Here is a 13,515-nt window from a genome sequence, read left to right as displayed (position 1 = left end):
ACTTTTACATTCCATAAGGAAAATCCTTCCTTTTATTAATTTTATATAAAAAACAGGCATCCGTGGGTAGCGGATGCCTGTTTTTTAGTAAGCTAATGCCTTCTTCTTTTCTTCTTTCATTAGGACGAAGCAGAGAAAGATGCCTAGGAGTGACAGGACTGCGAAGAAGAGGTATACCGTGTAGATGGAATAGGTTTCATAGATAAAACCTCCCACGAAGGTACTGAACCAATTCCCGAGACCATTTCCGATGGCGGAATAGACGGTGACGGCAGTAGCTGTAATATGTGCCGGCGTGATTTCTTTGATGTAGCGTAGCCCCGCAGGAATGAATAATCCGATGGCAAGCCCCTGCATCACCGCTGAGGAATAGACCAGCCATAGACTTGGTTCTGTGAAGTAAAATAACCAGCGGATCATGGATGCAGCACCTGCCAGCGCCGCTACGGTCAAGAGACCGAACTTATCAATCCACCCTCCCGCGATTCTCATAAACGGTACTTCTGATAGGACGGCAATCAGAAATGCGAGACCGATTCCGGCGTACGTACCACCTGAATCTTCTACGAATAATCCGAAATACACGTTATTGGCTAAATTTGGGCCGAACACCAGGAACGTGACGGCCAGGAAGATCAGAAACTTCTTCATCGTGAATAATTCCTTCATCCCGGCTTTTAGATCAAGCTTAGCTGCCGCTCTCTCTTTAGGAAAACGGAAGGATAGGAAGCCGGATAGGACCAGACAGATAAAGAAGGAGTAGAAAATGATTGTCGGTCCGATGAATCCTTCCGAAAGCCTCCCCATGACGAACACGGCAATCCCGAATCCTAATGAGCCGAACAGACGAATATTTCCGTAGTTATAACCGACTTTACTTGTATACTTCAAGCTGATGCTGTCAGACACGGGAATGATGGCACTTTGGAAGATCGCAACTAAAATCGCGACCACCAATAGTCCATAGTAAACATCCATGAATAAATAACCAAGAGCAAAGATCCCTGCAACTAAGGAGGTTAATCCTAACACGACGGTGGGCTTATTGGTTGTGTCACTGACCATCCCCCATATCGGCTGGAAGAAAATCATCATGATCGGGCCGACAGACATGATGGTTCCGATTTGATATCCATTTAACCCCACACTTTCACTTAAATATACACTGAGTAAAGGATATAAACTTCCAACCCCGAAGAAGGTCAATAGATAAAACCCTTGTAACGTAAAAATTTGATTTCGCACATTTCTTTCCACTACCGTATCCCCCAAGATGTTTTTTGTCTATCTTATAGTAGACCTTGACCGTTCAATTGTCTATGAAATTATGCCTTTTTATGGATAAACTCCCCCGTTTTATGATGCATGCCTTGCTACGGCGACCTCCCTCCGCTTTCGTTTGATCCAGCTGTGGCAGTCATGCCCTGCATGTATATTTCCAATAAATTACCGTTTGACTTTTTCGATTAAACCCTTTAAAGTATGGAAGTATATTTTAAATGAACTGAATAACATATCTTCTTATCCAGAGAGACGGAGGGACTGGCCCTGTGATGTCTCGGCAGCGGACTCATGATGAGTGCTGTGCCACATCCAGCAAGCGTAATGCTTGAAAGATAAGAGGAGTGTTTCGTTTGAATGAAACCTCTTCTTATACTGGAAGAGGTTTTTTATTTGATTTCACACGATAAAGGAGTGTTTGACATGAACCAAGAAAAAGGTAATTTACTGGCTTTATTGCCCTTGATCATATTTGTTTCACTGTTCCTTGGAGCGGGGATCCTTTCAGGAGATTTTTATGCATTCCCTGTACTGGTATCCATCATCATTGCCTCCATTGTAGCCCTTGCGATGAATCGGAAAGAGTCGTTAACCTCTAAGGTTGAACGGTTCGCAAAAGGTGCCGGGCACCCGGACATTATGATTATGGTCTTTATCTTCTTATTAGCCGGTGCGTTTTCCGGTGTAGCAGAAAAGATGGGCGCCGTTGATTCAACCGTCAATTTTGCCCTATCCGTGCTTCCTGGTAATCTGATCATTGTTGGATTATTCATCATCGCCGCTTTCATTTCCCTATCAATGGGGACATCAATGGGGACGATTGCAGCACTTGCCCCGATTGGAGTGGGCATCAGCTCAGGAACCGACATTTCTATGCCCCTTGCTATGGCCACCGTCATTGGGGGAGCGATGTTCGGGGATAATTTATCGTTCATCTCGGATACAACGATTGCAGCCGTACGCACACAGAAAACCGAAATGAAGGACAAGTTCAAAGTGAACTTCTTCATTGTCTTACCCGCAGCTATCATCACGATGGTCATCCTTTTTGTCCTTACGATGGGAACTCCATCCTCCGTTGACGCAGGAAGCTTCGACTGGGTTAAAATCATCCCTTACCTCGGAGTCATCATTGGGGCCCTTGCAGGATTGAACGTATTTGTCGTTTTAATCGGCGGGATTGTGTTGGCAGGGGTTATCGGATTTACGGATGGAAGCTTTACCCCATCGAGTTACTTTGGTAGTGTAGCCGACGGGATGACGGGCATGGCAGAGATTGTGATCCTTTCCATCCTGATCGGCGGAGTCGTCGAACTGATTCGTCATAATGGAGGGATTCAAGCGATCCTTTACCATGCCACACGTAAGATTAAATCTCCTCAGGGAGCACAACTTGCAACAGCAGGCTTGGTCAGTTCGACGAATCTTTGCACAGCCAATAACACAATTTCCATTATCATCGCAGGACCACTGGCCAAAACGCTTAGCGATCAGTATGGCGTAGATTCCCGTAAGTCAGCCAGTATCCTCGATATTTTCTCTTGTGCCGTTCAAGGGTTGATCCCATACGGTGCACAGGCACTGTTAGTGGCGGAAGTAGCCGGCATATCACCTATCAGCATCATCCCTTATGCCTTCTACCCTGTCCTGATTGCCGTTTGCGGACTGATTGCGATTCAATTCGCCCTTCCGAAGTTCACACGGAGAACCGCTGCTGGTGGAGATCCGGTCCGTTCTTCTTAATACGTTGGAAAAGAGACAAATCCGTATGGGTTTGTCTCTTTTTTGTGTCTGGGTTATTCAAGCACCCTTAAAAAAGCAGACCCCGATTTCCGGAGTCTGCTCCCTTCTTATAACAAATCATTCACATGATACAGTTTACCACTTTCAATATCGGTTTTGGTTATGAGAGCCACCAGTGCATCCGCTACCGTGTCCGTGCTGCGCAGCATCCCCTCTTCTTTGTAGCGCTGGAACGACTCAACCTCGGCAAACGCTTCTTTGGAGGACGAGCGGATTTCCCCCTGCATATCCGTATCCATCACTCCCGGACTGAAAGCGATGACCTGATGACGGCTATGTGTGTTGGAGAGCTCAAGGCTGACCGTTTCAGTCAGCATATTGACTCCCGCCTTAGTCGCACAATACGTACTCCAGCCATAAACGGGACGACTTCCCGCTCCTGAACTGATGTTGACCATGATCATCTTCGATTCAGAGCCTTTTGCTGCCTTGAGCAATTCATTGGTGGCGATCATAGGTGAAAGTAGATTGACGTGGACACTCGTTTCCATTGCTTCATTTTCCACTTCACCCGACGTATTGATCGGTGTCACCACGCCTGCATTTTGAACGACATATATCTTCTTGGCTCCAGATCCAAATACCTTTGCCCCTACTTCGCGGAACACCGCTTCTGTTTGTCCCGATTGAGATAGATCACAGGGAAAGAATTCATACGACACTTCTTTTTCCCGTGCAAGCTTTTGTAAGCTGTCATTATCCGAACGGGATATATTGAGAATACCGATGCCTTTTTCAATAAAGAGCCTGGCGACGGACTCCCCTAATCCCCTTGTTGCTCCTGTCACGATTGCATAATCCATTTCGAATCATCTCCTTCTTACATACTGATTATAAAGGAGAGTTTCCTTTCCTCAAAAAATTAAGCATCAAGTTAACCGAATTTTTACTAATATTTGTGAAAAAGCACACCATCAAGGCATGCTCTCATCAATCAAATGATATTCCGGTATGAGGTCGGATAGTGGTACGATCGACGCTTTTTTCTCATAAAGGGGAAGAAATTCTTTTAACATGGTGGCAACCTTCATGCCTGTAACCCCCACATGCCCGATCGCGATGGTTGCATCATCACGATCCAATGCCTTTGAAAGGAGTCTCGCCTGCTTCCCGATGTGTTGAATGGTGTAGATATCATCAAAGAATAATTCGTTTTCTAGGTATGGGACGCCCATTTCCTTTGCAAGCTTCGGAATGACACTCTTTCCTGTTGTTTTACTATCCAGATAAAATAACCCCCTTTCCTTGCATATGCCGAGGACAATCCTCATGACCCGCTCATCAGCGGTGGCCTTCGAGCCCATATGATGATTGACTCCTACTGCATAAGGAACCTCTTCCAGGGCTTGCTCCACTCTCTTCCTGATTTCTTCATCGGATAGGGAGGTCGTGATGGCCCCCGGTCCGAGCCAGCTCGCTTTCCCTGACATCGGTTCCATGGGTAGGTGGACGATGACCTCATGTCCATTTTTATGGGCTTTTTCCGCATCTGCCTTGGTCGTTGGGAGAAAAGGCATGACCGCAATCGTCAACGTGACGGGAAGGCTCAGAATTTCCTCCGTCCCTTTCATGTCGTTTCCTAAATCATCGATCACAATCGCAAGTTCATTCTGATGTGCCGGAAGAGGAAGGATGTTTCTTGCTGAAACGGACATCTGTATGGAAAAAGTCATAAGTAAACAGATAACAAGGGTTCTCATATGGCATCACTCCTTTTTCTTTAGGATGTCCATTTTAAGGAGGATATACGAATGGAGGTCCCCTCAAAAATCAGCAAAAAAGAAAGCCGGGAAGCGTAAATACGCTTCCTGGCTTGGAATTCAGGAGGAACGGACCTATTGATCCCAGGCTTTGGTGGGACGGTCTTTAGGGTAGCCGTGGGTTTGGCGATATGTTTTTCTTTGTGTTGTGAAGTCCCACCAGTTCTTGCTGCTTTCAGGGTGATTGGCGTGGTGGACGACACATCTGAGTGAGTCTTCCACGCATGGGTCCATCCAAACACCGTACTTCTTCTCTAAGTCGATGATAAGATCTTCCCCCTTCTCTCCCTTGATTTCTTCAAAGGTATAAAATCCAAGATCCTCTACAACATTGTGGGCCATATTGGGTCCAATAGAAGGGATCTGTTGAAATATAGACATGCCGACTAAGTAACGGGATCTTTCCATCGTGATGTTCAGTTTCTCACGGAGAAGTTCAGGAGAACATTCATTCAGATCCCCAAGTCGTATCTTTGCTTTACGGAGGGCTGACCTCTCCTGATCAGTCAATGGAAGTTTAGGGCTTTTTCTGCTCACCTTTCGTCTCCTCCTTATCCTTTAAAGGTTTGCTGGCGGACAAGTTGGAAGTCTTCCACCGCCGGACGGTTCGTTTTCTTTTTAACAGTTTTGCGTTTCGTCTTGATTGGTTTATCGTTCACCAGCACCCCGACTTTCGTCTGCTGGATTTCCTTCACGCCCTGAACAATCAGCTGCATGGCGATGATCGCGATCATGAAGGCAACGAGTGGTGCAATGACAATCCAGTACTTGCCTGTCATAAGGGAATTCTTCGTGGAACTGATCAGTCCCGACCATTCAAATGTTCCTGACTTTGGGGGATCCGGAACCAGTCCGCCTGTTATGATCGTCCCTCCCAGGAATAGATGAAATAATCCGAGATGCACAAGGATAAGAAGCGTCTGGATGAATTGCTGTCCCCATATAATAAACAGCCTTGGAGCCAGGTGAGGGAAGAGATGCGTCCAAAGCAGGTGCTTGTTGCTTCCACCAAGGAGCTTCGCAGACAGGACAAAATCCTGCTTCCCTATTAATTTCAGTTCATTCCCGATTAACACAGTGGTCAACGGCAGCACAAGGATCGTTAAGACAACGGCTTCGAACACCAATCTTTCAAAGATCGAGTGATCCCACCCCAACACAGGCAACCCCCAAAGGACCGGTCTTAATAAGAGATAAGCGATAAGACTTAAAGGAAGAAAGTGAATCGAATCCACCATGCGGTCAAGCCAGTTCTTCCTGCTTTCTTTCAAGTGGAAATGATAGGCGATACCAAGATAGAATCCCCCGACCACCCGCAGGGAAGCAACAATTAAAGCAAACAACAGGGTATACTTCGCCCCCACAATAAGCTGATCGAGAATACTGTAACCGAAGAAATCCGATCCCAGAATCATGTCCCCAAATGGTTTATGAGGAGGGGCACTGATGATCCGTCCCTCATCATTTTTCATAAATTGAATTTGTTTGATGGGCTCTTCTTTCAATGTTGAATAAAGGAAGCTGACCGCGATCAAACCAAATATCACCGTGAACCCGGTGGCGAATTTGCCATTATGCATATGCTGCCACCACAGCCTGCGTATGGTCGATAGAAAGCCCCATATCTTCCATTCAGTCCATTTCGTTTTATCCCGTTTATATTTCGCGTGATCCTCACTGCTCTCATGATTGATCCACAGGTAAACACCTTGGTACACGATGAAAAAAGGGGTGTAGATCATAATCAATGAGATCGCAATGACCATCGGCCTGAAATCCTGTATGATATAATAGGTGATTCCTCTCATGTTAAAAATGGTTTCAATGATGAATAAACTCGATAGCATCCCCCAAATGATCAGCTTTCCATGATAGAAAAGACTTGGTGAGATATTTTTCAAAACATGTGAAAAGAGGATCCGCCCTTTCGACATCCCCTTACTCTGGGCAAATTCAATGTGAGGCTTCAATAACTCTTCTTCCATAATGAAAATGAGGATCCGGAAAAAAGAGATCATCGGGATGATCGACAGCGTAATCATCGGGGCAAGAAAGATCTTCTCCTCCCCGAACTCGGTAAAATTCATCAGTTCCACACCGAAATATTTAAATACATAGACAATCATCAACTGGAGCATGAACGCAAACATTAAATCAGGCACCGTCTCCAAGAGATTCAATGCTTTCTTAAGAACCGATGTGATCGGTCGGGGTAAAAAGACGGTGAAAACGGTAAGAATAAAGGCAATACCAAGCCCTATGCCCAATGCTCCCCCAATAATCTGCAGTGAATACAGGTATGGTCCCCAAAGCATATCGAGGAAATTGACGGTAATCCCTTTATATGAATAACTCCAATTGGCCCCATCCATGAAAACAAAGATGAACTTGATGAACTCCTCCAAGTAGCCAACAACATTATACAGCCCTCTTTCCTTGAACACTTCCGGGGCAATACTCACGGCCAGGATCCCAATTAGACCGAGAATATAATAAAAGATGAACCTGATTGGAAACTTGAGATATTTCATATATTGAATCCCCTTTTATTCTCTTTTTCCTCAGTTTAATAGAAATGTTAAAATTTTTCAATTTTATTTCAAATCTGACAATTCGGTAACAAAAAGAGTGACCCCGCTATGTCAGAGTCACTCTCACCTTCTAAGCCAATAACCGGCTCGGCTTTCCTAAATAAAAGCCCTGTCCAATCGTTATCCCGATTTCCCTTGCCACCTGCATATCCTGTTTTGTTTCGATCCCCTCTAACACAATCAACGTATCACTTCCGTAGAATTGGCTGAAAAAAGAGAGGAACCGCTGTTTCTTTTCATCCTGTGCCAAATTCATGGCGAAATAGCGGTCAAGCTTGATGATTTCCGGTTCATATTCAATGGATTTCTTGATGGAAGACGTCCCCTGCCCGAAATCATCAATCGCATACCAGACACCATATTGCTTCAGTTCCTTCAAAGACTCTTTCAACAACGGATTCTGCCAAAGCTCTTCCGCACTGGACTCATTAATTTCAAGCACAAGACGGCCCTTCATGTCAGAATGGCGGTCCATAAGATCGGAAAAATAGGTGTGAAAGCTCGGGTGCAAAATCGTGGTGATATAAATATTGAGAAACAGTTTACAGTCCCCGATCCCGTTTTCCGAAAAACTTTCAAGTGCCTTTGAAATGGACAACGTATCCAGTTTGTACAAGATATTGGCCTTCATGGCCGATTGAAATACACTTTCGGGATTTTCATTATACTTATTTCGCAAAAGACCCTCATAAGCATAGAGGGTTCGATGTTCACCCATATCATATAATGGCTGAAAATCATGGTAGATAAAGTCGTCTTGGAAAATAGTAAAGATGTTCATAGGACCCCTATACTCTCTCTTTAGTTTTTGGTCTTACCCACAAAAAAACCACACAAAAACGCATTATCCGCGTTCGCATGTGGTCGGTTGCGCTACTGGCTCCCCTAAATGTAAGCGCCCATCTATCATTTAGGTTCAAAGCCCCCAGTCGAATGGTCAGCTTATAAAGATATTTGTCTTATAAGAAAAATATACCACATAACTAGTACTTATGGGGTGTATTTTCCATAAATTATTTGAAAATTCATAAAGAAAGACTATCTTGAAACAAATGGATTGCCACTAACCCAGAATCTCCATGGATAATCCCTGGCTTCCCCTGTGTTATCAATCCCAATTCGTTTCCCGGCGGAAATGTTTTCAGGTTGATACCCTTCTGTAATCATGAGCGGCGGTTGTAAATAACTCCCCCCATAATCCTCCATGGTAATGCCCAGAGCCTTCGTCAACTTTCCCGGCCCATTGGTCCAATTCTTCTTCACATGACCGGGGCGCCTCGCTTCCATAAGCTCCTGTCCATGAAGAGGCTCTACGGCTCTGATGAGGATCGCTTCAGGCTTCTCCCTTTCTCCGCTCACTACGTTTACGAGGCAGTGAGTATGCATGACGTATGTATAAATGCGGCCAGCTTCATGGAACATCACTTCCGTCCGCTTTGTGCGCCTGTTTCCGTAACTGTGGGCGGCCCTGTCGATCGGCCCCATATAGGCTTCTGTTTCTACAATATAACCTGAAGCGATCCCTTCTTCGGTTTCTTTCACTAACACGCACCCCAACAGAGCTTTGGCAAGCTCCAGCGTCGGCTGCTCGTAAAAGGTTGGGGGCATAGGTGTTCCTTCCATGATTTCACTTCCTTATCTGCATTGTCTAATCTATTTGTACCCTACCTTTGCCTATTTAAATCAAGCATCCACGATTGTAGTAGATTCCACGCCTCGATATTTCAATTCCGGCAACCCTACGCCTCTGGTCCCATTCAAAAATAATCCTATGGCTCATTGTCGTAGTCTCTCCACTGCATTAAAATAAATGTATCAATTGGAAAATCAAACCAAAGCGAGGGATTGAAATGAAAAACGCATTTGCCGTCATGATTGCACTGCTTGCATTGGGGACGCTCTATGTCATCCTAAATGACAATACATCACTGTTTGCAAAAGAAAGTCAGTCAGGAGAACGGATTGAAGTCACGAATAATATCAAACATATCGACCTGGACTTGGAAAACAGCGACACAGAAGTCATACCAACTGACAAGAATGAAGTACAGGTCGATATAGAGGGAAAAGGGACAATGACATTGGCGGTGAACGGAGAAACGATTGACGTAGCGGTCAAGCATAAATGGTATCAATGGATTGGATTCAACCGCAAATCAAACGTTACGGTCTATGTTCCGAAAGAATATAGTAACAGCATGGAAATCGATATTGGCGCCGGCAATTTTGTGATGGCTGGAGAATCTGATTCAAAGAAATGGAAGCTCGATGAACTGTCCATTGACATGGGATCTGGGAATATGCAGCTTAAAAACATCGAGACAAATGTGTTCGAACATGATGGCTCTTCAGGGGACCTGGTCGCAAGCGGTCTCACTACAAAGGATGGAAGAGTGGATATCAGTTCGGGGGATGTAGAATTATCAAACTTTGAAGGTCCCCTTGAAGGCGACTTATCCTCAGGGGAATTAACGGTCACCATGGACTCCTTAAAGGGAGACATGACATTCGATGTCAGCTCAGGGGGAGTGGAGCTTGATCTACCGGAGAAAGCAAGCTTTAAACTGAAGGGGCAGGCGAGCAGCGGGGATATTTCCTGCAATCTTCCTCTAAAAAATCAAAAGGTAGAAGACGGGGATATTTCAGGGGTCTCAGGCTCCGGGAAAAATACCATTGATGTTTCAGTGTCCAGTGGAAATGTAGATATCTACTAAAGAAGAGTGCCGGGAACACCCCGGCACTCTTTTACATTATTTATGATGGAATGGACATCTCCCTTCAATCGGTTCCACATCGTCCCCAATAAAATACTGCTTCCACTCACGGTGTTCGGGATCCCCATAATGACTGATATTAGGATGCTTCGGTAAGCCGTCCCATTTTTCGACCCGCTCTCTTACTTTTTCCCTGGACATGATTCCCCCCTTGGAGGTACCCTCCAAGCCTTCAAAAATCCTTCTTGGCTGAAATCCCAGTACTAAGCTATTCCCAAGATCCCTCGTCTTTCGCTGCTTGTAGGCAGGGGCATTCCCAAACACGAAGAAAGGTTCCCCTGCAAAGGAAAAAGCCCACAAATGGTGATCAGGGTCCTCTGGATAATCTTCCGGCCAATCCTCCTTATCCTCACCATGGAGAAACTGCAGGATCCTCCAGAAATAATCTCTGTAATGAGGGACGGACCTCTTCTCCCTTTCAGGCTCCACAAATAAAAAGAAACCGTGACGGATCAAGCGTTCTCCTTCGGGTACATCAAACAAGTCGATGAACTCCTGAATCGTTTGGGGAAGATGCTCCCAATTGTCATGACTGATATAGGAATACCGAAGCTCCCCCTTTTTCTCTCCGGTCATCCCGAAGTAACAAGGGAAAGTGCGGTCAGTTACAACCTCATGAAAATTCTTATATTCTTCTATAACCCATTGAGGGACAATCTCAGGGTTTGTCATATCTTCTTTTGTCAGTAGTAAACTGTTCGTTGTCAATTCTTCCACCTCACATTTATGTCGATGGTATGCTCTTCCCGAATTGTGACAGGATAAAACAATTACTGACAAAAAACACCTCATGGCCAAATAAAAAAAGGGAAAGCGAAATCCGCTTTACCCTTTCTTTACTTCTGCCCCTAATTCCACTCCAAGTGCCACGATCGATTGATTGATCCTCCACACATAGTAGAAATGGTGAATAAGGTCCACCTGGGACTTACGCCAGCTTGGAGCCTGAGTTTCAATTCTTTCCCGCTCCGGGCTTAAATCCCACATGACGGGAGCACTTCCCTGTTCTTTTAACAATTGCCGAAGCGTCTCGATGTTTTGAGAGATTTTTTCTTCCGTTTCTGAAAACGCACTGCTGAGCTCCTCGGAAACCGTTGCCGGCACCTTTCGATGGGAGGAAGCAAGCAGATGCTTTGCGTAATAATTAATGGCCGTCACCACAGTGATCCAGCGCCCGACTCCCGACCTTGTCAAAGATCCGGGTCTTTGCAGGAGGGATTGTGCCTCATCCTTGATCGCCTGAAGCTTCTGATCCAGATCAAACGCCTGATCTGTCAACGCTTTATCTTCCGGGACTGTAAAGGTGTTAATATAGGAAGATACATACCCCTCCAGATCCCCAAAGAAATCATCAAAGCTATCGGCGACTTTGTCCTTTGTTCTTTTTGGAAATACAAACGCTGAGACAATCAGGGCAATAATAGCACCTGCAATCGTATCGATGACACGTGCCCCCATCAGCTGAATGCTGATTCCACCAAGGAGAAGGTCATACATAAAGGCGATGAGCATTGTAATGAATAGGCTCATCAATGTATAGGAAACCGGGAAAAGATAAAAGGCGAGGAACAGGACCGCAAACAGGAGAACAACCTCCAGCTGTGAATTTCCGGATACGAGGGTTGCCGCTCCGAATCCGATGATGGCGCCGATCACCGTTCCAATCGATCGTTGGAAAGCCTTCATATACGTTCTGCCTACCGTTTCAGTACCAATTTGAACAATAAAGGTCGTAAGCAAGACCCAGTACGGCTGTGCAGGTGCGATCAGAACCCCGACGATGATCGCAAGCGTTCCCGCTACCAAGGCTTGTATCGCTTTACGAGTAGACGGTTTTAAACTCTTGTCCTCTTCAGACTCATCTTCCTTGTCTTCTTCCTCCGGTTCAGTATCGCTCTCTACAGTCGATTCCTTGTACTCAGACACTTTCAGTGATTCCTGAATCGTAATGGCCGCTTCCAGGACATGGTTCGCAATGGACTCGATCCGTCTCAGGAGATATACCCAGCCTTCAGGTTTCTCTTCTTGATTCAGAACCTCCGACAATATCAGACGAAGGGCCTGGATGGCTTTTTCCGCCTCTTCAAGAGAACGAGGATCATAATCCTGGGCCAGTACCTCGGCGTCACGGAGAGAACGGATGACCCATACGAGCAGGCGCCTGAGTTCCATGACCTCCAAAGCTTCCAGGTCCTTCAGCTTTTTCAATGAATCCGTGAGAGTCTGAATGAGCATTTCAGTGTCAAAGACATATAAACGAAGTTGTGACGCTTCGATACCCGGCCACAGCTTCTTTAAATCATTCTCATTAATGTCACCTGCTACGCTTCTCGCATACTCATTCAGCCTTCGTACATTCTGGTCCAATTGCTTTCTCCGCTTACCGCTCGTATTCGGATCCTCTATCATCTTCATTAAGATGGTAAACGTCAAGTTGGATTGAATATGAAACGAACGCATACTCCTTCTTAACATATGGACAGAATCCTTAAAAATGATGAAGTTATAAAGAAACGCGAACACGAGCCCAATGACGATTCCGAGGTAAAACCATTCAAGATGGGCCACATCCAACTGTAAAATCGACGATATATAGATCGACATAAACCCTGCCATTCCCATGGAAAAATAGCGGATGGCAAATCGTGAGAAGTAAAAAGCGCTAAAAATGACGCCTACCAATAAAGCGTTCACCACAAGACTGTAGTGGGCAAAGGCCGAACCCAGTGTAATCCCGGTGGCAACTGAAACACCAACCAGCAAGGTCGTTACCTTCTTTTTCCCCGTCGTATCATCCATGACCACAAAAATACCGAGCATCCCCACCATACCTGACACAATGGCCGGGGTGATGGACGGATGGTCGAAATGCTTCAATAAGAAAAGCATCGTAAATACAGCCGATATCAAGCTGATCGTAGCTTTACCCGCCTGCTGAAATCTTTTTCTGCCGGGATCGGAAGCAAGGATCCTCCCCAGCCATATATGCTGTCTATGTAAATGTTTCATCTCTCATCAAACCCTTATCTACACACCGTTTTTCATTCTCTTTTATCGTACCCTTTCCAATAAAAAAGTAACCTGTACTGCAAGAAGCAGCAGGTTACTCACATTCGCTGGTGCACGAAGAGAACGGAATCTATTTGTATGATTATAAGGGTTTTGGACGGGTGGGTAAAGGAAAGTGCTCTCACCAACTCTCCTAGGCCAATACACATAGGCCACCCTTTCTATGCCAATTGTAGATTTCCAAAAATTGAGAAAATAGTATCAAGGGAAGATACTCCGCTTTACAGAATCCATTAA

The 13,515-nt window shown here is 45.3% G+C and carries 11 protein-coding genes and 2 riboswitches; of the genes, 2 read left to right on the top strand and 9 right to left on the bottom strand.

Features of this window, described 5'->3' with window-relative positions; translation table 11 throughout:
* Nucleotides 1-84 precede the first annotated feature (84 nt).
* Complete coding sequence (locus M1J35_RS03810; protein WP_254652777.1) at nt 85-1,245, bottom strand: MFS transporter; 1,161 nt, start codon at nt 1,243-1,245, stop codon at nt 85-87.
* A gap of 273 nt (nt 1,246-1,518) precedes the next feature.
* Nucleotides 1,519-1,623, top strand: a riboswitch (SAM riboswitch).
* 81 nt (nt 1,624-1,704) lie between these two features.
* Here M1J35_RS03810 and M1J35_RS03805 point away from each other — a divergent pair.
* On the top strand, nt 1,705-3,024 hold the full coding sequence (locus M1J35_RS03805) for a Na+/H+ antiporter NhaC family protein (protein WP_254652776.1): 1,320 nt from the start codon (nt 1,705-1,707) through the stop codon (nt 3,022-3,024).
* Between the two features lie 107 nt (nt 3,025-3,131).
* Here M1J35_RS03805 and M1J35_RS03800 read toward each other — a convergent pair whose 3' ends face one another.
* From M1J35_RS03800 to M1J35_RS03775, 6 genes are all read right to left on the bottom strand, one after another.
* Nucleotides 3,132-3,887 (bottom strand): (S)-benzoin forming benzil reductase, encoded by a 756-nt coding sequence (locus tag M1J35_RS03800; RefSeq protein ID WP_254652775.1) that lies wholly within the window; start codon nt 3,885-3,887, stop codon nt 3,132-3,134.
* 111 nt (nt 3,888-3,998) lie between these two features.
* Nucleotides 3,999-4,757, bottom strand: coding sequence for a divergent polysaccharide deacetylase family protein (locus M1J35_RS03795; protein ID WP_254652774.1), 759 nt, complete (start codon nt 4,755-4,757; stop codon nt 3,999-4,001).
* A gap of 162 nt (nt 4,758-4,919) precedes the next feature.
* On the bottom strand, nt 4,920-5,381 hold the full coding sequence (locus M1J35_RS03790) for a helix-hairpin-helix domain-containing protein (RefSeq protein ID WP_254652773.1): 462 nt from the start codon (nt 5,379-5,381) through the stop codon (nt 4,920-4,922).
* Nucleotides 5,382-5,395: 14 nt separating this feature from the next.
* Nucleotides 5,396-7,375 (bottom strand): ABC transporter permease subunit, encoded by a 1,980-nt coding sequence (locus tag M1J35_RS03785; protein WP_254652772.1) that lies wholly within the window; start codon nt 7,373-7,375, stop codon nt 5,396-5,398.
* Between the two features lie 130 nt (nt 7,376-7,505).
* Entirely contained in the window at nt 7,506-8,216 is a 711-nt protein-coding gene (locus tag M1J35_RS03780; RefSeq protein ID WP_061811259.1) for an EAL domain-containing protein, read from the bottom strand.
* A gap of 72 nt (nt 8,217-8,288) precedes the next feature.
* Nucleotides 8,289-8,369, bottom strand: a riboswitch (cyclic di-GMP riboswitch).
* 104 nt (nt 8,370-8,473) lie between these two features.
* A complete protein-coding gene (locus M1J35_RS03775; protein ID WP_229596909.1) occupies nt 8,474-9,058 on the bottom strand; it encodes a DNA-3-methyladenine glycosylase in 585 nt (194 codons plus the stop codon).
* A 227-nt stretch (nt 9,059-9,285) separates the two neighbouring features.
* On the opposite strand from M1J35_RS03775, the gene M1J35_RS03770 reads away from it, so the two are divergent.
* Entirely contained in the window at nt 9,286-10,149 is an 864-nt protein-coding gene (locus tag M1J35_RS03770) for a DUF4097 domain-containing protein (RefSeq protein WP_254652771.1), read from the top strand.
* 36 nt (nt 10,150-10,185) lie between these two features.
* Here M1J35_RS03770 and M1J35_RS03765 read toward each other — a convergent pair whose 3' ends face one another.
* Nucleotides 10,186-10,881 (bottom strand): YqcI/YcgG family protein, encoded by a 696-nt coding sequence (locus tag M1J35_RS03765; protein WP_254653680.1) that lies wholly within the window; start codon nt 10,879-10,881, stop codon nt 10,186-10,188.
* A 153-nt stretch (nt 10,882-11,034) separates the two neighbouring features.
* A complete protein-coding gene (locus M1J35_RS03760) occupies nt 11,035-13,218 on the bottom strand; it encodes an FUSC family protein (protein ID WP_254652770.1) in 2,184 nt (727 codons plus the stop codon).
* Between the last annotated feature and the right edge of the window lie 297 nt (nt 13,219-13,515).

It is taken from the genome of Rossellomorea sp. KS-H15a (assembly GCF_024195245.1).
GTDB lineage: Bacteria > Bacillota > Bacilli > Bacillales > Bacillaceae_B > Rossellomorea > Rossellomorea vietnamensis.
This window is presented reverse-complemented; position numbering and strand designations above follow the sequence as displayed.